Annotated in this window: 16 protein-coding genes and 1 pseudogene; 7 read left to right on the top strand and 10 right to left on the bottom strand. The window is 50.7% G+C overall.

All coding sequences use genetic code 11. From position 1 onward, the window contains the following. Window positions 1-30 precede the first annotated feature (30 nt). From AC3RCL_RS23870 to dgoD, 3 genes and pseudogenes are all read left to right on the top strand, one after another. Window positions 31-2,034, top strand: a complete 2,004-nt coding sequence (locus tag AC3RCL_RS23870; RefSeq protein WP_492532395.1) for an AbfB domain-containing protein — start codon at window positions 31-33, stop codon at window positions 2,032-2,034. Window positions 2,035-2,195: 161 nt separating this feature from the next. After that, a complete protein-coding gene (locus tag AC3RCL_RS23865; RefSeq protein ID WP_492532393.1) occupies window positions 2,196-2,831 on the top strand; it encodes a bifunctional 4-hydroxy-2-oxoglutarate aldolase/2-dehydro-3-deoxy-phosphogluconate aldolase in 636 nt (211 codons plus the stop codon). A gap of 14 nt (window positions 2,832-2,845) precedes the next feature. Beyond that, a pseudogene (gene dgoD / locus AC3RCL_RS23860) lies at window positions 2,846-3,613 on the top strand (galactonate dehydratase); the annotation flags it as partial. Window positions 3,614-3,743: 130 nt separating this feature from the next. Here the strand turns inward: dgoD and AC3RCL_RS23855 are convergent. The 5 genes from AC3RCL_RS23855 to AC3RCL_RS23835 all read right to left on the bottom strand — a co-directional run bounded on the left by AC3RCL_RS23855 (window position 3,744) and on the right by AC3RCL_RS23835 (window position 8,131). Next, window positions 3,744-4,658 (bottom strand): nucleoside hydrolase, encoded by a 915-nt coding sequence (locus AC3RCL_RS23855; RefSeq protein WP_492532391.1) that lies wholly within the window; start codon window positions 4,656-4,658, stop codon window positions 3,744-3,746. Between the two features lie 79 nt (window positions 4,659-4,737). Further along, window positions 4,738-5,661 carry a S66 peptidase family protein gene (locus AC3RCL_RS23850; RefSeq protein ID WP_492532389.1) on the bottom strand — a complete coding sequence of 308 codons (924 nt, stop codon included), beginning with the start codon at window positions 5,659-5,661 and terminating at the stop codon, window positions 4,738-4,740. A gap of 113 nt (window positions 5,662-5,774) precedes the next feature. Continuing rightward, the gene (locus AC3RCL_RS23845) at window positions 5,775-6,599 is read right to left on the bottom strand and encodes an NmrA family NAD(P)-binding protein (RefSeq protein WP_492532387.1); all 825 of its coding nucleotides are present in this window, start codon (window positions 6,597-6,599) and stop codon (window positions 5,775-5,777) included. 59 nt (window positions 6,600-6,658) lie between these two features. Continuing rightward, window positions 6,659-7,114 (bottom strand): MarR family winged helix-turn-helix transcriptional regulator, encoded by a 456-nt coding sequence (locus tag AC3RCL_RS23840; RefSeq protein WP_213579499.1) that lies wholly within the window; start codon window positions 7,112-7,114, stop codon window positions 6,659-6,661. Between the two features lie 141 nt (window positions 7,115-7,255). Beyond that, the gene (locus tag AC3RCL_RS23835) at window positions 7,256-8,131 is read right to left on the bottom strand and encodes a helix-turn-helix domain-containing protein (RefSeq protein WP_492532384.1); all 876 of its coding nucleotides are present in this window, start codon (window positions 8,129-8,131) and stop codon (window positions 7,256-7,258) included. A gap of 140 nt (window positions 8,132-8,271) precedes the next feature. On the opposite strand from AC3RCL_RS23835, the gene AC3RCL_RS23830 reads away from it, so the two are divergent. The 4 genes from AC3RCL_RS23830 to AC3RCL_RS23815 all read left to right on the top strand — a co-directional run bounded on the left by AC3RCL_RS23830 (window position 8,272) and on the right by AC3RCL_RS23815 (window position 11,883). After that, on the top strand, window positions 8,272-9,132 hold the full coding sequence (locus AC3RCL_RS23830; RefSeq protein WP_492532382.1) for an amidohydrolase family protein: 861 nt from the start codon (window positions 8,272-8,274) through the stop codon (window positions 9,130-9,132). Then, window positions 9,119-10,060, top strand: coding sequence for an aldo/keto reductase (locus tag AC3RCL_RS23825; RefSeq protein WP_492532380.1), 942 nt, complete (start codon window positions 9,119-9,121; stop codon window positions 10,058-10,060). The genes AC3RCL_RS23830 and AC3RCL_RS23825 overlap by 14 nt, the downstream gene beginning before the upstream one ends. A 19-nt stretch (window positions 10,061-10,079) precedes the next feature. Continuing rightward, window positions 10,080-11,093 carry a zinc-binding alcohol dehydrogenase family protein gene (locus tag AC3RCL_RS23820; protein ID WP_192570905.1) on the top strand — a complete coding sequence of 338 codons (1,014 nt, stop codon included), beginning with the start codon at window positions 10,080-10,082 and terminating at the stop codon, window positions 11,091-11,093. 358 nt (window positions 11,094-11,451) lie between these two features. Next, the gene (locus tag AC3RCL_RS23815) at window positions 11,452-11,883 is read left to right on the top strand and encodes a DnaJ family domain-containing protein (protein ID WP_492532378.1); all 432 of its coding nucleotides are present in this window, start codon (window positions 11,452-11,454) and stop codon (window positions 11,881-11,883) included. A 148-nt stretch (window positions 11,884-12,031) separates the two neighbouring features. On the opposite strand, the gene AC3RCL_RS23810 is transcribed toward AC3RCL_RS23815, so the two are convergent. From AC3RCL_RS23810 to AC3RCL_RS23790, 5 genes are all read right to left on the bottom strand, one after another. Then, complete coding sequence (locus AC3RCL_RS23810) at window positions 12,032-13,552, bottom strand: ABC transporter substrate-binding protein (protein WP_492532376.1); 1,521 nt, start codon at window positions 13,550-13,552, stop codon at window positions 12,032-12,034. Window positions 13,553-13,586: 34 nt separating this feature from the next. Continuing rightward, complete coding sequence (locus tag AC3RCL_RS23805) at window positions 13,587-14,342, bottom strand: response regulator transcription factor (RefSeq protein ID WP_492532374.1); 756 nt, start codon at window positions 14,340-14,342, stop codon at window positions 13,587-13,589. Continuing rightward, window positions 14,317-16,080, bottom strand: coding sequence for a sensor histidine kinase (locus tag AC3RCL_RS23800; RefSeq protein ID WP_375121645.1), 1,764 nt, complete (start codon window positions 16,078-16,080; stop codon window positions 14,317-14,319). Before AC3RCL_RS23800 ends, AC3RCL_RS23805 begins: the two co-directional genes overlap by 26 nt. Window positions 16,081-16,213: 133 nt before the next feature. After that, entirely contained in the window at window positions 16,214-17,710 is a 1,497-nt protein-coding gene (locus tag AC3RCL_RS23795; protein WP_015736878.1) for an ABC transporter substrate-binding protein, read from the bottom strand. Window positions 17,711-17,798: 88 nt separating this feature from the next. Next, on the bottom strand, window positions 17,799-18,728 hold the full coding sequence (locus AC3RCL_RS23790) for a carbohydrate ABC transporter permease (protein ID WP_009593207.1): 930 nt from the start codon (window positions 18,726-18,728) through the stop codon (window positions 17,799-17,801). Window positions 18,729-18,734 lie beyond the last annotated feature (6 nt).

Genomic DNA, 18,734 nt, shown 5'->3' with positions numbered 1-18,734 from the left:
TGATCCATTATCTATTATGGAGGGATCGAGATGAATACCAGGCTGAAACGTTTTGGGCTGCTTGCAGTCATCGTTATGCTGTTCATGTCAACCTTAGCCGCGCCAACGGCGCAGGCGGCTGCTATCGGAACGGTTGTTCATAGTAATCCGGCTGAACCGGAGCCTTATTATGTTAGGGCGGTCAAGCTTGATAATGGGGATATTCTGACCACCTTCACCCCGCGGTTTCCCGGCAACGCAGGATGGAGCGGCATGCAGCCCTTTCCCTTTTACAAGAGCACGGACAACGGGGCAACCTGGTCCTTATTCAGTGAAATTGATCCGAATGATTACGGACTGAACCGGAATCAGCAAGGCATGACAACGCTGTATGTACTGCCTCAGCAGGTTGGGGATTATCCGGCAGGAACCTTATTGTTTGCATCCACGGATTGGGACAACTCGGCACCGTATACGATTCATATCTGGAGAAGCACGGACAACGGCGCCACTTGGCAGTTTCACAGCAACCTGGCTGCAAGGGGAACCGAGGGGACAAAGCGTACATGGGAGCCGGAGTTTGCGATCACGGCCGATGGCCGGTTGATCTGCTATTACTCGGATGAGCGGGAACCGGGGTATAACCAGGCAATCGCGCAGGAGATTTCCAGTGACGGTGGACTGACCTGGGGAAATTACAGCATCATTGTGGGTAATCAGGCAGATTGGAATTGGCGTCCGGGGATGCCGCGGGTAATACAAGCGAAGAACGGAAGCTATTTCATGTTTTTCGAGATGCTGGGGGCAGCCCCTAACTTTGCGGTCCGGTTCAAAACCTCACCTGATGGCATCAATTGGGGAAGTCCGACGGATCTTGGCGAGGTTGTAGGAACAGGAATATATCGCGCATCCCAGACACCGGAGGTTGCTTACATCGATGATGGAACCGCGAATGGCCGCTTTTACGTTCGGGGCATGACGGATGTGGTTTCTTCCGCTAACAAAATGTTTACGAGCGCCGATTACGGAGCGACCTGGACGCAAATGGACGCGCCGCTGACCGTAAAAGGATCAAATCAGAGCACGCCGGCAGCCTGGAGCGGAACGCTGCTGCCGCTGGGCCCGTCATCGCTCCTGGAGGTCAACACCGTAAAAGTGGGGAGCCGAAATGAAATCCGTGCCAATGTAGCCCAGGTGGATAAGGAATTCTCCATTGTATCCGGGGGGACCTATAAGCTGGTCAATCAGAATAACCAGCTTCTGCTGGATAATGCCGGCGGCGGTTCGCCGGCCGGGACAAACGTCATCCAGTGGAACGATCTCGGGGCAGATACCCAGTGGTGGCGGTTGGATTACAGAAACGGCGGCTTCTTCCGGGCAATGAATGTAAACAACAGCCTGATCCTGGATAATCCCAACGGAGCCACGACACCGGGTACAAACGTGATCATGTGGACGAATAATGAATTGGATACTCAGAGGTGGAAATTTACGCACAAGGGCAACGGATACTACACCAGCATGAACGAGCGCAGCGGATTGATGCTGGACAATGCGGGTGCCGGTTCTCCGGCCGGTACCAAGGTCATTCAATGGACGGCCAATGGTTTGGATACGCAGAATTGGAAAGCGGTGCGAGTGGATGCGGAAATTCCGGTCAACCAGCTGGAAAGCTATAACATCGCCAACAGTTATGTTCGTTATCATGAGGGCCGAGGGAAGATTGACGGGGGGCAGTACAGCGCTGAATCGCAGTGGAGAATGGTTCCGGGATTGGCCGATCCATCCGCCGTCTCCATCGAATCGGTGTCCTTTCCAGGTCAATATCTCAGACATCGTGACGGCAAGATTTGGCTGGAGTCAAATAATGATACCGCTCTGTTTAAACAGGATGCGACATGGAAGTTGCGTACCGGATTTTCAAGTCCATGGGCGGCCTCCTTCGAGTCTTATAACATATCCGGAACATTTATCAGGCACCGGGACGGCGTGTTGGAGATCTCGCCGATCACGACTACATTGGATCAGAAGGATGCGACATTTTACGTGAAGTGAATCATTTGAGGGAATAAGCCTTCTGCAACATAATTAACAAGAGAAGACAGCTGATCAGGCGATCGGCTGCCTTCTTTTCTTGCAAAATATAACATTCCACTATCAGTTCTTTTATTGCGAATACGAAATACTTTTATATGTAAGGAGGGAGCATAAACTTCATGAATACCATGTCCAGCATTCTAGATAACAAAATAATAGCGATTATCCGCGGCGCCAATTCAAAAGACGTTTTGAACATGGCAAAGGCGCTGCACGAAGGCGGGGTGAACATTCTAGAAATCACCATGAATTCACCAAACGCATTGTCTGCCATTGAAGAGATAACCGTTGAACTTGGAGATCGAGTGGTGGTGGGGGCGGGTACCGTTCTGGACTCTGAAACTGCGCGAGCCGCTATCTTAGCAGGGGCCAAATTCATTCTGTCTCCTACGGTTGACATAGAAACGATACAAATGGCAAAGCGATACGGAGCAGTAAGCATCCCGGGTGCCTTTACTCCGACTGAAATTCTATCAGCCTATGAAAATGGCGGCGATATTATCAAAGTGTTTCCTGCGACGTTGGGACCAAGCTTCATTAAAGATATACGCGGACCGCTTCCGCAAATTCCGTTGCTGCCAACTGGCGGCATAGATTTAAACAATATTCAGGAATTTATGAAGTCGGGCGCTATTGGTTGTGGCATTGGAAGCGCACTCGTGAATACGCAGCTGGAGATAACAGATGAGTATTTCGTGCAATTAACAGAAAAAGCGAGACAATTTGCTTCAGCAGTACAATCTAACGAGGATTAAGGAGCGGATTCATAATGAAAATTACGGGTTACGAATTATTTCTGGTACCGCCCCGCTGGTTGTTTTTAAAGATGGAGACGGATGAAGGCATTATCGGCTGGGGCGAACCTGTCATAGAAGGAAAGGCGAGAACGGTAGGAACCGCAGTAGAAGAGTTAATGGAGAATTTAATAGGGAAAGACCCATTAAGAATAGAGGACCATTGGAATCTCATGTATCGATCAGGCTTTTATCGGGGCGGCCCCATCTTAATGAGTGCGATTTCGGGCATTGATCAAGCCTTATGGGACATCAAAGGGAAATATTATAACGCGCCCGTTCATCAATTGCTTGGGGGAAAAGCAAGGGAGTCCATCAAGGTCTATTCATGGATTGGGGGAGATCGTCCTTCAGATGTCGGGAAATCGGCGAAAGAAGTGGTCTCCCGAGGATTTACAGCCGTAAAAATGAACGGTACGGAAGAACTTCAATATGTCGATTCCTATGAGAAAATAGACCAGGTCATTGAACGCATTGCAGCTGTCAGGGACGCGGTGGGTCCGTATGTTGGAATCGGCATTGATTTTCACGGTCGCGTGCATAAGCCAATGGCCAAAATCTTAGCCAAAGAGCTGGAGCCTTTTCGCCCGATGTTTATTGAAGAACCGGTTTTGCCCGAAAATAATGAAGCGCTGCGCGACATCGCTAATCATGTAGCCATCCCTATTGCAACCGGTGAACGAATGTTCTCCAAATGGGAGTTTAAACGTATATTGATGGATGGATATGTTTTGTCAATCCAAATCATCGGTATTTGTATGTGTTTTGCATATAGCTTCCTAAGAGCGCCGGCAGCCCCTTCTATATCAAGTAGAAGGGGCTGTTTTTTTGGGATGTATCCTTTATGAGGGCGTTTTTATAAGTTATCCATGTCTATCGGGCAATCCTCAAGAAAAGATCCCGGAACACCTCGTCACGTCGAATGAAATGAACGGAGCGAATCATGTGCCGGAACGGATCATGCATCCATCGGAAATCCTCGGATATGCGCGGACTGTGAACCAGAGCGCTCGGACACCATTCCGGGTTGTTGAGCCAGGCAATGACGCCAATGTCCCAGATGACCCGGGAATAAGCAAAATGATCGTCGGAACAACTTAAATATGTTTCGAATAAATAATCCCCGATCTCGCCTTGGCCTTTGACGAAGTCCCGCAGTTCGGATAACGAGGTCTGCAAATGAGATGCCACGCCGAGGCAAGGAACGAGAATGAGCGGGACGCCGCAGTCCAAGACCAGCCTGGATGCGTGCAAATCCTGAAAAAGGTTAAACTCCTTCGTATCGCTCCAATGCAGGGCATGCCCGCCTAACCATACCAGCACGATCCGTTCGAGGATCCGGGGTTCCATGAGCAGGGCGGAAGCAACATTCGTGATGGCACCGATCGCAACGACATACAAAGGATCGGCAGGATGGCTTGCCATGGCCCGCTCAACGAGATTGCGCGCGGCTTCGCTTTCGACCGGCTGGTCGGAAGCAGGAAGGTAACCCGTGGAGCCGCGATAGACAGGGATGTCTTCACGTCCCAGAATGCGGCGGATGTTCCATATTTCCTGGTAGCCTTTTTCCATTCCGTCCGCAGGACCTGAAGATAGCTCATTGAAGAAAGGTGCTGCATATAATGCCTCTACGGTCATGTTGTCCGCGGATTTCAGCGCGTAAGCGATCGCAAACTGATCGTCGATTTCATTGAACGCGTCGGTATCCAGCACCAGGCGGATTTTACGTCCCGGATGCTCCAGACGCTGCACCAATTGGCTTGCCGGGATCGTTGGAAAAGTAGTCATCGCCATATCCTCCAATCATGTTTAGGCTAGGCCGCCAGGAGCCGCTCCAGCTGATTCATCTGGCATTAGGAAACGAACTTTATACGCTGACCGTGGGTTCGACCACCGTTATGGCATTACGGATGGAATCGAGATTAACGGTTGCGCCAATCGGCAGAGCTGCTTTATACACACCATGGCCCGTGGCAAGGTTCGTGATCAACGGCTTGCCGAGAGGCACGATGAACTCGTTGATGACATCCTCGTAGGCTTTGCCGTAAGCCGTCTGACAGCCTGTACATTCCCCCATGATGATGCCGATGCAGTCACGAAATTTTCCGGCGAGCTTCAAATCGTTGAAGTATCTGTAGACGGTATTGGTAGGTTCATGCGTTTCTTCAAGAAGGATGATTTTCCCCCGTGTATCGATTTCGAAGGGAGTCCCCAGCGTATCAACGAATGACGTTAAATTACCGCCTACAAGCGGCCCCGTAACGTTGCCCGGAACCCGGCCGATCAGGGGCATACCAGGCGGGTTCAGGATGGGGCGCGTTAATGAATACAGGGACGTTGCCGCAAAAAACTGATCGAAATTATAGGCTGGCGTTTCGGGTTTGAAGTCAATAAGCAACAGACTATGGAATGTAATTAAATCGACCAGTTGATGCAGGGCGTTTAATAAAACCGTGATATCGCTGTAGCCCGTCAAGATTTTCGGGTGATTCCGGATAACCTGATAATCCAGGTACGGGAGGATTCCGGCTACGCCTGTGCCGCCTCTGGTAGGCAGTATCATTTTAACCTGCTCGTTTTGGAACATCATCATTAAATCGGATGCCCGCTGTTCGTCCGTGCCGGCCAGAAACCCGTTTTGCGCATATACATATTGACCCAATACGATATTGAACCCCATTGCTCTCAAATATTCGATCCGTGCATCAATGATGCTGGCCGCGAGCGGGCTGCCCAAGGTAACGATTCCAACGGTATCGCCTCTCTGTAGTATTGGCGGACGTATCGGCATATTCCTGCCTCCTGCCTTGAAATAGAAGAAGCCTCGTATTCCCGTGTCTCTTTCTAGATTATATTGAATACGCCATCTGCACAGTACTGAAATGAAGCGGGAATAGTGAATCGTTATTTGGATCTGCTTGCTCCGATATAAGTTTGGAGGCTTTCTTTCAGCGCTGTTACCGGGCGGCATATTAAATTCTCCAGATCGCCAGAAGTGGAAGCCGTATCGATTTTTCTTAAAAAGCTAAATATCCAATGCTGCACCTCATTGGTAGGACATAGGGATATCGGTGTGCCCGTTAGCTCGGAAAGAGCGGAGACCAAATCATTGAAGGTCCAAACGGATGGCGCAACAAGCTCATATGTCTTGTTCCAATGGCCCTCACCGGATAATACCCCCGCTATGGCGGCCGCCAGATCGGTGCGCGTAACCGCGTTGAACTGCCACGATCCCGGATGGACGCGAAGATTGCCTGTCGACATGGCTGCTTGCAAATCCAGCGCTTCAATAAAGTCCATATACAATCCGCTGCGAAGAAAAGTATAAGGAATTCCGGTTGTGCGAATGGCATGCTCGGTAGCCAAATGCAAGTGGGTCATCGATATATCGCTATGTTCAGGAAAGGCGAAGCCGGTGTATAAAATATGGCTGACGTTCGCTTTTTTTGCAGCTTCAACCACATGGGCATGCTGCCGCAAACGAACGGTGTCATCGGGGTGGGGGCTAGAAATGAACAACAGGCGCGAAGCGCCGGCGAATGCCTCCTTCAGGGAGGCGGGGGCGTCGTAGTCGCAGAAGCGGACCGCAATTCCCTGCTCCTCCAATGCTGCCGCAGAGTCCATCTGGCGAACGCAAGCAACGATTTGATCAGGCTGAACATGGTGTAGAAGCTCTTGGATAATGAGCCGGCCGAGCCGGCCGCTGGCTCCAGTAATAATGGTAGACAACGAATGTCATCCTCTCCTTATTTGGTTAAGTGCTTAACTAAGTCGACGTAAGAACACCGTTACGCTTCCTTTAATTTTTGCAGAAGGCCCAGGAGCTGTTTTAATTCATGTTCAGTCAGCGCTTTCATTTTTTCGGATATCCGCTGCCTGTTCGCGGGCAGGTTGTGAATCAATAGACGCTGACCTTCGCTTGTAATGGTGATGACCGACTTTCGACCGTCCCCGGGATGGGAATCCCGGCGAATCAAGCCTTCATGCTCCAAGGGGGTAAGCAGCAGACTGATATTGGGTTTGGTTACACCGATTTTTTGTGCCAGCTTGGAAGGAAGCATCGTACCTCCTTCTTTCATAAGCTCAACTAGAATCCGTATTCTGGCTCCGTTCAGCCCTTGCGACTTCCAATAACTTTCGGATACGTCGACCAGCTTTGCCGTTGTCTCCACCAATGAGAAAAAAGCAAGGGCAGGCAGCGGCAAATCCAGCACGTATTGCTGAAGGTCATTCAAAGTGATCATGCCTCCTATATAGTTAAGTCCTTAACTATATTCAATGTAATCGTAGAGGGAGCCATTGTCAACGGTCGAAATTCTTGAATTCGTTCGTTTCAGGTAAAGCAGCAAGCGCTTGCCATGATCGCAAGTGCTTGTTGGCGTGTCTTAACGATGAGAAGCAGCCTGCTTCCTGTACGCTCCCGGGGTCATGCCCGTCAATTTTTTGAAATTGCGATGAAAGTGCGTCAGCGTGGCGTACCCGCAGATTTCAGCGATTTGCCCGACAGACTCCTCATGGTTTCGCAGGAGCTCTTTGGCACGGGCAATCCGTTTAGCATGCATGTAACCTGTCACATGCAACCCGGTGTATTTCTTGAACATGCGGGAGAAATGGGCGGGGTCCACCGCAGCTTTGGCCGACAGAGCAGCTAGTCCGATAGGCTGATCCAGGTGTTCGTGAATCCATTGGATGGAATCCATCAGCCAGGCTGGGCCAATCTGGGAGTGGGCCGTCTGTTCTGCGGACAAGGTGCTGATATAGCGATTGATATGCAGCAGCAAGGAGCGCAGCTGAAGCACGAGCGCCTCGCGGAATCCTAGCTGGGCAAGCCGGATCTCTTCCGAGATTCCTTTCAGCATGTCCTCGATATAGGCTTGGTTCGACTTGGGCAATTGATGACGGTAGGAGCCTGTTTTTTGAGCATATTCAAAACAGCTGAGGACGGAGTATTGCAAATCGCTTCCGTTCGCGCCGAGTACAAGCGAAGGCGCAAAGAATAAAGCACTCGAAACAATGGGCTGGTCCGGGTCAGGGAAAGAGCTGTGAATCGTGTTACCGGGTATGATGAAAAGGTCGCCTTCTTTTTTCTCCATCAGCTTGTTCTCAATAAAAAAAGTGCCTTTTCCCTGGTACACATAAACCAATTCGTAAAGATCATGCAAGTGATGAGGCAGCTCCAATTGGGGGCTTTTTATAGTCCGATAAACCATTTCCATCGGAAACAGGGGGTCCCCTTGAAAGGGTTTACGCAGGGGAGTCATGATTCACCACTCCTTATCCTCTATTAAGGACAACAATATCAAAATAGGTTATAAAAATGCAATCCTTGGCTATTTTTGTGCACAGATTATGAACGTACAATAAAGATAGCGAACATAACACCTAAAAGGCAGGGATGTATATGAGATTGGATGCCCACCAGCATTATTGGTTGATTGAGCGAGGGGACTATGAATGGATCACGCCGGAGGTTCCGGAGCTTCACCGAAATTTCCTGCCCTCCGATCTTAAGCCGCATTTGGATTCGCATCAATTGGACGGCAGCATAACGGTTCAGGCGGCACCGACCTTGGAAGAGACGGACTATCTGTTATCGTTGGCGGATCGCGATGCTTCCATTGTCGGAGTGGTAGGATGGATCGACCTGTTCGATCCGGAGCACCGCCGGCATTATGAGCGATTTCGGAAACATCCGAAATTTATCGGCTTTCGCATCATGATTCAGGATATGCCGGAAGCTAATGTGATCCTGGAGCCCTCTTTTATCCAAGCATTGAATGAATATGTCAAGGAAGACGTTCCGATCGATCTTCTTGTCCGGAGTCATCAGCTGGAGACGCTGTTGAAGCTGATTGAGATGGTCCCCAGCATCCGCGGCGTCATCGATCATCTGGGCAAGCCGCCAATCCGAAGCGGACAGATGGAACCTTGGGAGAGCATCATGAAGCGAATCGCCCGTTTTCCGCGCATCTACTGCAAGCTATCCGGTATGGTCACCGAGGCGGAGCATCGCCGGTGGAGCCAGGAAGACTTTAATGGGTATGTACATAAAGTGGTCGCGATGTTCGGTCCCGATCGGATCATGTTCGGCAGCGATTGGCCCGTGTGCCTGCTATCGGCAGAATATGACCAAGTGGTTGACGTATTGGCAGAAGCGCTGCCGAAGCATTGGGGAGAACGGGAACATGCGCGTTTGTTCGGTCTGAACGCCAAGGCGTTCTATAAGTTGGATAAGGATGGTGTTCATCATGAAATACCGTAAGTTAGGCCGAACCGGTCTGGATGTTTCGGTATTAGGCTTCGGAGCGTCTTCCCTAGGCTCCGTCTTTCGGGAAACCGACGACAGCGAGGGAATCCGTACCGTGCACGCAGCCATGGATGCGGGCATCAATTTGATCGATGTATCTCCTTATTACGGATTGACGAAGGCGGAAACCGTGCTGGGCGAAGCGATCCGACAATTACCCCGGGACCAATTCATCCTGTCTACGAAAGCAGGCCGCTATGGCGAGAATGATTTTGATTTCACGTCCAAGCGGATTATCGCCAGTATCGATGAGAGCTTGAAGCGACTCCAAACCGATTACGTGGACATTCTCTTTTTGCATGATATTGAGTTCGTTCCCGCATCCGTTGTAATGGAGGAGGCCCTTCCTGCACTCCAGCTTTTAAAGGAAAAAGGGAAAATCCGTTTTGGAGGGATTTGCGGTCTGCCTCTGCAGCTGTTCGAAAAATTGCTGCCTCAAATCGAAGTCGATGCTATCATTTCTTACTGCCATTATTCTTTGAACGATCAGACGCTTACCGGTTTGCTGCCGCTGCTTGACGATGAGGGAATTGGGCTTATTAACGCCTCTCCCTTATCCATGGGCCTTCTCGGTTCCCGAGGAGCGCCGTCTTGGCACCCGGCTACAACGGAAATCAGGGAAGCCTGCAGACGTGCGGCCGAGTATTGCGCTAAAGCCGGAACGGATATCGCGAAGCTAGCCGTGCAATTCTCGACTTCGAATGAACAGATCCCGACGACGCTGGTCAGTACGGCCAATCCCGACAATATACAACGTAATGCCGCTTGGAGCGAAGAGCCGCTGGATCAGACCCTCTTAGCGGAAGTATTGAAGATTTTGGAGCCCGTACAAGGGCGGACTTGGATAAGTGGACGCCCGGAATACAATGAAGGCATCCGATGATGAAGAGGAGGCAGCTGGGATGAAGGGTATCGTATGTCAAGAGATCGGAAAATTTCAATACCGGGAGGATTTGCCCGAGCCTCCATTGCTCGAAGGAGAAGCCATCGTCAACATCAAGCGGATCGGGATTTGCGGTACGGATCTGCATGCCTTTCGCGGAAATCAGCCCTTTTTTACGTACCCGCGTATTCTCGGCCATGAGCTATCCGGTATCATTGAAAAAGTCGGAGCTAACGAAGAGGGATTGAAGGCCGGAGACACCGTCTGCGTCATTCCTTACATTCACTGCGGGGAATGTATGCCTTGCCTTAGAGGCAAAACAAACTGTTGCAGATCGTTGAAGGTGATGGGTGTGCATATCGACGGCGGCATGCGCGAGCGCATCTCCGTCCCGACTCGCCATTTGATGCGGGCGGAAGGGCTGACCTTGGATCAGGCTGCCTTGGTAGAACCGCTTGCCATTGGCGCGCATGGCGTTAAACGAGCGAATGTGACCCCGAAGGATACGGTTTTAGTCATCGGAGCCGGTCCGATAGGACTCGGGATCATGGTTTTTGCCAAAGCGCTGGGGGCAACCGTTATCGCCATGGATATGAACGCCGATCGGTTGGCCTTCTGCAAAACCTGGGCGAAGGTGGATCATGCCATCCAGGTTGGTGATGAACTGTCCGATCTTTCGGCGCTAACGGATGGAGAATTTCCCTCCATCGTTTTGGACGCAACGGGAAACCAACCCTCCATGACCAACGCTTTTAACATGGTTGCACACGGGGGGACCTTGGTATATGTAGGCTTGATTCAAGGGGACATTTCATTTCGGGATCCCGAGTTCCATAAGCGGGAATTGACACTGATGGGCAGCCGTAACGCGACCAGGGATGATTTCCATGATGTGATGCAGCGGATCTCGGAAGGCGGCATTGATGTAGATCCGTACATCACCCATCGATGCCGGTTTGACGATTTGATCCAAGAATTTCAGGGCTGGCTCCGTCCTTCCGCCAAGGTCATTAAGGCGATGGTGGAACTTTGAACCATTCTCTTGAATTGGTTTGAACATCGTTCATGAAATAATTGAATGCCAAACAACGCTCGGCTCACCAATATGGTTGCGCCGAGCGTTGTTTCATGCCTTCGTTGTAAGCATGATCAGCACAACTGTATTATGAATCCGCCATATGCCGCGTCCCGCATCATCGAATTTGATACCGAAACCAACTGTTAAAACCATGTGATGTATGTTATATTTTGGATAATTTCGGTTGACGTTCGATGAAGAAGGACTTTGCGCTGCATATTAAGCAGGACGAGAACGGGAAGTACAAATTCATTGACATGTCATTTGAGAAACGGATTTATTTCCCTGATATGTAAAAATGGAGGTGTCCGATATGGATTTGAACAATGACGCTAAAGAAATGGCTTCTGCTGCTGAAGAAAACCAGCAAAAAGAAAAAGAACGACGCCCGATGTCGACCAGTAGCGGGCTCCTGGAATCGGCCATCGACAAGTTTGCCAGAGAAGGCGGGTTTGACGACTTGCCGTTGAAGGGAAAGCCGATCAAGATCGAGGACGGCGATGTGCTAACCAGTATCATGAAGAACGCGAATTACCAGCCGGCATGGGTGGAGCTGAGAAAAGAAATCGCCGCCGACATCAAGCGTCTTCTTGACCTTCAGGATCCGAGTGCGATTCCAGAGGCCGAGGTAGAGGCCATCAACCAGAAAATTATGAAGTATAACCGGATCGTTCCGAATCCGCAGCTGCAAAAAGGCCTCCTGTCCGGGACCCATTTGCACGCAGCCTATGAAAAGTGGGAGTAGAGAATATCTTAAATGTGCTCCCCGTTACGGGCCAAGTGAACAAGCGAAAGAGACTCTGAAGCTATCCGCTTTAGGGTCTCTTTTGAGTGGGGGTCATTTCTCGATTTGGGGCCAAGGCCGAACCAATCAGGGAAGCGGATTCCAGCAGTTACTTCCTGCCGCTGCGCCAAGCATCCAGCTGCTTCTGCACCTCTCGTATCACGTCATCCATGCCTGCTTGCTTCAGCTCCTCGTTAAACTTGGGGAGGATCGCATCGACATCCACGGAGCCCGTCATGAGGCTTGGATAATATTTATGCCAGACCATCTCGATGTTATCGGTTTGAGCGGTCAGCGCGGATAGATCCGGCGTAAATCCGAGCACGGTGGAATTGACGACTCCGGCGTTGTATTGACGGAATTGCTCCCATTTGTCGAGGGGGTCCGGGTTATCGCCGCCCATGGTTTTTAGGATAAACCAATTCCCCTGGGTGTACTGCACGCCTGAATAGCTGATTGCGGGCGCATCGGGGATCGGTTCGCCATGGCTGTCTTTGTCGGTTATCAACACGACCTGCTCCTGTTCGTCCAATGTGTAGTGAATGCCTTCGATCCCATAATTGAATAAATTCCGTACTTCGGGGTCCGTATTGAGCAAATTCAGAAACTTAATGCATTCTACGGGGTGCTTGGTATTGGCATTAACGGTCATGATGCCTCCCCGGACGGATTCCGTAGTAACGGTGCTGGGGGTTACGGGATTCGCTACAATCTTATAACCGCGATCCTTGCTCCAAGTCGTCTCCGAGAGCGGCCCCCCGCCGGAGGACTTCCAGAACACCTTGGCGCCTCGTTTAAGCCCTCCCGGCTCGCGCAGCGCCGCATCCTTATTGATGAAGCCTTGCTTATAATAATGCCGCAGCGTATCGAGAACCTGCCGGGCTTCCTTGGTTTCGAAGATATTCACCACCGGTGCGTCCGGGTCGAGCGATTTGATCATCAAGGGCAATTTATGGTTCATGATGTATTCGTATCCGTAGAGAGCGAAGAAATTATGGGAATCCCGATCCAACTCCATAGGGATGTAATCCGGCTCTTTCTGCTGAATCATCCGGAGGAGAGGCTCAAGCGATTCCAGCGTATTGTACTTGGTGATGTCGATATGGTGTTTGTCCACGATCGAGGCGGGGTACATCCACTGATCGCGTACGGCTAACTCCTTATTGGTAGGGACGCCGTAAATGCTGCCGTCGTTCATGCGGACCCCCTGCCAAAAGGTGGGATCGATGGCCTCGTACATATCCTTGCCCAGGCCGGCCAGGTGGTCATCAAGCCTCAGCCAGGCTCCGCGCATCGCGGTGGTTGCATAGTCGGGCGCAAAAGCAATGTCGAACGGGCTTCCGGCGGATATCAGCGTGTTCAGCCGATCTTCATATTCCTGCCAGCTTACCTTGATATAGGTGATCGTCACGCCGATCTTGCGAGCCATGATTTCATTGATTTTATCATTGACGAGGCGAAGATCCTTGTCGGGCTCACCGATCGTATAATAGATCAGGTTGACCGTGTCGCCGACATGCGGTTCGTCGTCAAAGCCAGGCTGTCCGAAGCAGCCGGTTGTATAGAATGTGAACAGCAGCAGCAGGCTGATCATCATTAAAGACCGTAAGCGTCTAGCGTATTTAACCATCGATGTCCTCCTTTCCGCCACGTATGCGTTACCCTTATCCCCGCAGTTCAGAAGGAGATTTTCCGAAAAATCCGTGAAAATGCGTATAAAAATAATTGAGATTGTTGTAGCCCACGGAAAACGCGATATAGGAAATTTTCTCATCCGTCGATTGAATTCTCTCCTGTGCCAGAAGCATGCGGTAAGCCATCAGGTATTCGGAAAACTTCATCGCGGTTTCTTTGAGAAACAATTGTCCGAGGTAGGTGCTGTTCATCTGGAAACGCTCCGCCACGGATTTCAAGGTGATGTTCTGAGCATACTCCTTCCTGATCATCAGCAGAATCCGGTTCACCAGCTTGGATAAGCTGTCATAGCTAACGCCAAGCACCGGATCCTGGTTCAAGCTTTCGCCGTTTCGGTCACCTATCGAACCGCCCAGATCCTCGACGATGATCTTCTCGATCACTTGCTGCAGCTTGGTACGTTCGACCGGCTTGAGCAGGTAGTCTTTGACGCCGCACCGAATGGCTTCCTGGGCATATTTGAATTCGCTGTAGCCGCTCATGATGATGTATTTCGTAGGGATTTGAAATTCGTTGAGTCTCTGGATCGCTTCATATCCAAGCTCCTTGCCGATGCAGACATCGAAAATCGCGACGTCCGGCAGCAGGTCCACCACCTTGGACATCGCTTCACCCGTGGATTCACAGGTTTCGATCCGTCCAAATCCGTATTGCTTCCAATCCAGGATTCGCTTCATTCCCTCCAAAATCTGAGGTTCGTCATCCACAATCATCAGTTTGTACATGTTCAATCACCTCTTTTGAAATCCGCACGGAAATCTTGACTCCGGCTTCCTCATTATTCTCAATCTCGATCGAAAGGCCGTTTCCATAAAAGAAATGAAGGCGCGTATATACGTTGCGCAGTCCGATACTATGGGAAGAAGTTTCATCATGGTTGGACAGCGTGCTGCGAACGATATCCAAACGCTCCGGCGGAATCCCGCTTCCGTTGTCCACGAATTCCAGCACATAACCATCATCCGCTTCAAAGCCGTTGACGACGTACAGATTAAACTCATGATTCGCGTTAAAGCCATGAATGAAAAAATTCTCAGCCAGGGGCTGCATCCAGAATTTCACGGTAGGGATCGAGTGCAGCGCCGGCTCGACATTGATTTGATAATAAAAACGCTCGGGATACTTGAACTCCATAATCTCCAAGTACTTCTGCAGCAATTCCAGCTCGCTAGCAATCGAGATGATATTTTCCTTTTTGACGATTTCACGATAGAGCGTGCCTAACGTAGCAATGGCGTCGGCGGTGTCTCGGTCCTGATTCACTAGCGCCGTGGAGCGGATAACCTCCAGCGTATTATATAAAAAATGAGGGTTGATTTGGTGTTGAAGCGCTTTCATTTCAGTTTCCTGCTGCTTGATCTTGAGCAGATACTCATTGCGGATATGCTTGTCCAGCTGCTGAATCATATCGTCCAATTCCCGGGCGATCATGCCGTATTCGTTGCGACGGTACCGGGCGGGGCGGTTCGGCGTAAAATTGGCCATTTTCACCCGGCCGATCGATTGAATGATGCGGCGGAGGAAGAGGGCATCGTCCCGCATATTGTATGCGATGAGAAGAAGCACGCTGACCATGGCCGTCAATACGATCAGAAAGATGGCGACCAGCATCCCGGCATGCTGACGAATCAGCATGGATAAATCAATGATGCTAATAAATTTGAAATTAAACTTGGTGGACGGAAAGGAAACGAATAAGATATGCTTCCGTACACCCCTCGATATAAAACCATGGCTGCGGCCGTCTGCCTCGGCCAGTCGGGACAGCTCCTCCAAGTCCTGGTCCTGCCCATTGCCGATGAGGTAGGTTTCGCCGGTAGCACTGACCGCGGCGGCATTGCCAAACCGGAAATTTCGAATGGATTTAAAGATTTGTTCGCTGCTGACCAAAAAGCGCATTTCCCCGAACTCCTGAGCGCCCGCCGTCGGATTCGACAGTTTCTTGCGATAGACGAAGCCCTTCATAATCGTATCGCGGAACGCCTCGTCCGTATTCGGCAGCCCGAAGGTAAAGCTTGTTATCCCATGCTCATTAAAACGTACGACATTGCCGTAATGATCGGTATGCAGGCTAATCTGCGTGATTTCGCCCTGCGCCCAGCTGTACAGATAGGTCTTCACATCCTCGGGAAACGAAACCAGCGGCTGGGAGAAATGGCTGTTCTGCAGCCTGCTGGTTAAATAGCCTTCCGCGCTGCTGCTTAGAAAGCTGCGAGCATCGTCCATCAGTCCGGGATTGGAGTAGATGCGCTGCATGTAAGCCTCGATTCGGTCAGCATCATACTGCAGCTCATTCTCCACGCGCGCAAAGGCATTAGCCGCCTCGATGCGGGCATTGCCCACCCATTGATTCAGCAGCATGGCACTGGTCAGCGTACCAAGCGTCAGACCGATGACCACGACGAAGATGACATAGGCAATAAACTTGTGGCGATAGATTTTGATTTGTAAAAATGAGCCCATACGACACCTCAATTGCAGCAGGTCGCTTTAAATATGCGCAGCTTAATCTCAATGTAACACGATTCACGCCAAGCTTCATAGATAGGATGGAAAAAGCATCCCTTAAAAGTGTCCTAATAAGGGATGCAGGAATTTACTTGAAGTAATTATTGATCTGCTCTTGGGCGGCTTGCATGATCGTATCCATGCCGGCCGACTTTAATTCAGCGGTGACCTTCGGTATCACTTTCTCCGGATCGGATGCTCCTGTAATGATTTCATATTTGTATTTATCCCACACGGCCTGGCAGTTGGCCACTTCGGTCTGAAGATCGGTGATGTCCAGCGCAAAGCCGAGGACGGTGGAGGAGGTCGCTGCATCGTTCAGCTTTTTAACCTGCTCCCATTGATCTTCAGGAGCGCCTTTCGTAACCGCCAGATTAAAGAACGTGCCTTGCGTGTAAGCCGCAAGCGGCCAAGTATCGGATGTACGCTCAATCACTTTTTCGCCATCGACGTTGTTGTAATCCACGCCCAACTCGCCGAATGCCAGCATATTGCGAAGTTTAGGATCCGTATTCACCAACTCGAGGTATTTCAAGGCTTCCTTCTTATACTTGGAATTCGCCGAAATCGCGTTCAGCGAGCCTTGAATCGTACTGGTGGTATAGATCGGCCCATAATGCTGAACCATATCGTACTTCTCGATGGCGTCATTGATCTGCCAGCTGATCTCGGCTCCCGGGAATGCCTGGGCTGCAAAGAACGGTCTGCCTTTGTCGTTCTCCGTCTTCGTCGGCGCATCCGGGTTGATGATGCCATCCTGGTACCATTGATGCAGCAGCTTCAGATTAGCCACAACATCAGGCTGCTCCAGCACGGAGACAACCGTGCGCGATGCGTCGTCCGCTTTGACGCCGATCGGAGGGAAGCCCAGGGTTAAATCGTCATAGTCGTTAAAGAAGCCGTTCAAGCCTTCGCCTTGCGTCATTGGCAGCGGATAGAAGCTTTTGCCTTCGCCGGCCTTCATGTCATGAAGCGGCTTATCCAGGTCCTGCAATGTTTTGATATTGTTGATGTCGATATTGTACTTTTGCACGTACTTATCATCGAATACCCAGTACTGCGTCAGCGCGGAATCCTTGTAAGTCGGAACGGAATAATATTTGCCGCCGATCTTTGTGCCTTCCCATACCTTCTCGGGAATCAATTTGTATAAGTCCGGCGTTTCGCTCTGAACCAGATCCGTAATATCGGCAAACGCGCCCATAGCCACTTGCTTGCTGTATTTACCGCTGTTCGTGAACATGATGTCGAATGGCTCGCCGGTATTCACGATGGTATTCATTTTGGTGTCCCATTCGCCCCAGCTGGCTACCTTGATGTCGACCTTCACGCCAATCTTCTCGGCCGTGTAGGCATTCATGGCATCCACCGCTTTGCTGAAATTGTTAGGCACTTGGCCGCCGATGGTCCACCAGGTCAACGTCGGTACATCCTTGCTTGCCGTTTCGGTGTCATTGGATGTGTCCGGCGTCGCTTGGGATCCGTCCGTCGCAGGTGCAGGCTTCGAGCCGCCGCAGGCTGCCAAAGCAGTCAACATAAGCGTCAGCACGCACAGCGTAGAGATGAACTTTAATGCTCTTTTCATTTCATTTCCCCCTTTTTGAAGTTGAATTACCTAAGTGTGTACAGCGGATATTTATCATAAACCAAGCTTGTCTTGGTTTATTTCGTCATTAGCCCTTCACGGCGCCGACCGTCAATCCGGAAATAAAATACTTCTGGAAGAAAGGGTAGGCGAATGCTACAGGCAGCACGATGAGAATGGCGACCGCCATGCGGGCGGATTCCTTCGGCATCGTTGCGACGAGCATGGCGTAGCTTACGCCCATACTCGCTGCATTCTTCGCGAGTGCGTCCACATTGCTCATTAGGCTGTTGAGCAGCGCTTGCAGGGAATACAGGTTCTGGTTGTCGATATACAGCATCGATTGGAACCAGTCGTTCCAGTAAGCAAAGCAGAGAAACAGTCCGATGGTGGCGATGACCGGCAGCGAGATCGGCATGATGATGGAGAAGAAGATTCGCAGCTGGCTCGCGCCGTCGATTTCGGCTGATTCGATCAGCCCGTCGGGAATCGTGCTTTTGAAAAAGGTTTTGCATATGATGACGTTGAACGATGAAACGGCGAGCGGGAGAATCAGCGCCCAGATGCTATCTTTCAGTCCCAGCAAATTCGTGTTGATGAAGTAGCTGGATACCAAGCCGCCGTTGAATACCATCGGAATGAATACCACCCAGGTCAGAAATCCCCGCAGCTTATAGTTGGGGCGAGAGAGAACGTAACCCATGGAGGCGGTCAGCAGCACCCCGAGCACGGTACCGACCACGGTCACGAGGGCGGATACGCCGAGGGCCCGCAGAATCATCGTTCCCTGCTTGATGATGTAGACGTAAGCCTCGGCCGACATGGCAACCGGCAGCAGATGATATCCGGTCTCACGGATGGACTCCTCGCTGGAGAAGGAGATGGACAGGACAACGATTACAGGTATGACGCAGAGCAGCGCCAACAGAATGAAGATCAGGTTGAACAAAAGATTGACGGCTTTGTTCGTGCGGTTAAACTTCTCAAGGCCTGTCTGATAAGTAGATTTCGATGTCATCTTCTT

Source organism: Paenibacillus sp. MT86 (assembly GCF_058792535.1).
The sequence above is the reverse complement of the archived record's forward strand: the minus strand, read 5'-3'. Positions and strand labels throughout refer to the sequence as shown.

Bases quoted from the DNA above. Each gene is read 5' to 3' on its own strand.
- AC3RCL_RS23870 (WP_492532395.1), top strand. From the start codon at position 31: ATGAATACCAGGCTGAAACGTTTTGGGCTGCTTGCAGTCATCGTTATG.
- AC3RCL_RS23865 (WP_492532393.1), top strand. From the start codon at position 2,196: ATGAATACCATGTCCAGCATTCTAGATAACAAAATAATAGCGATTATC.
- AC3RCL_RS23855 (WP_492532391.1), bottom strand. From the start codon at position 4,658: ATGACTACTTTTCCAACGATCCCGGCAAGCCAATTGGTGCAGCGTCTG.
- AC3RCL_RS23850 (WP_492532389.1), bottom strand. From the start codon at position 5,661: ATGCCGATACGTCCGCCAATACTACAGAGAGGCGATACCGTTGGAATC.
- AC3RCL_RS23840 (WP_213579499.1), bottom strand. From the start codon at position 7,114: ATGATCACTTTGAATGACCTTCAGCAATACGTGCTGGATTTGCCGCTG.
- AC3RCL_RS23835 (WP_492532384.1), bottom strand. From the start codon at position 8,131: ATGACTCCCCTGCGTAAACCCTTTCAAGGGGACCCCCTGTTTCCGATG.
- AC3RCL_RS23830 (WP_492532382.1), top strand. From the start codon at position 8,272: ATGAGATTGGATGCCCACCAGCATTATTGGTTGATTGAGCGAGGGGAC.
- AC3RCL_RS23825 (WP_492532380.1), top strand. From the start codon at position 9,119: ATGAAATACCGTAAGTTAGGCCGAACCGGTCTGGATGTTTCGGTATTA.
- AC3RCL_RS23820 (WP_192570905.1), top strand. From the start codon at position 10,080: ATGAAGGGTATCGTATGTCAAGAGATCGGAAAATTTCAATACCGGGAG.
- AC3RCL_RS23815 (WP_492532378.1), top strand. From the start codon at position 11,452: ATGGATTTGAACAATGACGCTAAAGAAATGGCTTCTGCTGCTGAAGAA.
- AC3RCL_RS23810 (WP_492532376.1), bottom strand. From the start codon at position 13,552: ATGGTTAAATACGCTAGACGCTTACGGTCTTTAATGATGATCAGCCTG.
- AC3RCL_RS23805 (WP_492532374.1), bottom strand. From the start codon at position 14,342: ATGTACAAACTGATGATTGTGGATGACGAACCTCAGATTTTGGAGGGA.
- AC3RCL_RS23800 (WP_375121645.1), bottom strand. From the start codon at position 16,080: ATGGGCTCATTTTTACAAATCAAAATCTATCGCCACAAGTTTATTGCC.
- AC3RCL_RS23795 (WP_015736878.1), bottom strand. From the start codon at position 17,710: ATGAAAAGAGCATTAAAGTTCATCTCTACGCTGTGCGTGCTGACGCTT.
- AC3RCL_RS23790 (WP_009593207.1), bottom strand. From the start codon at position 18,728: ATGACATCGAAATCTACTTATCAGACAGGCCTTGAGAAGTTTAACCGC.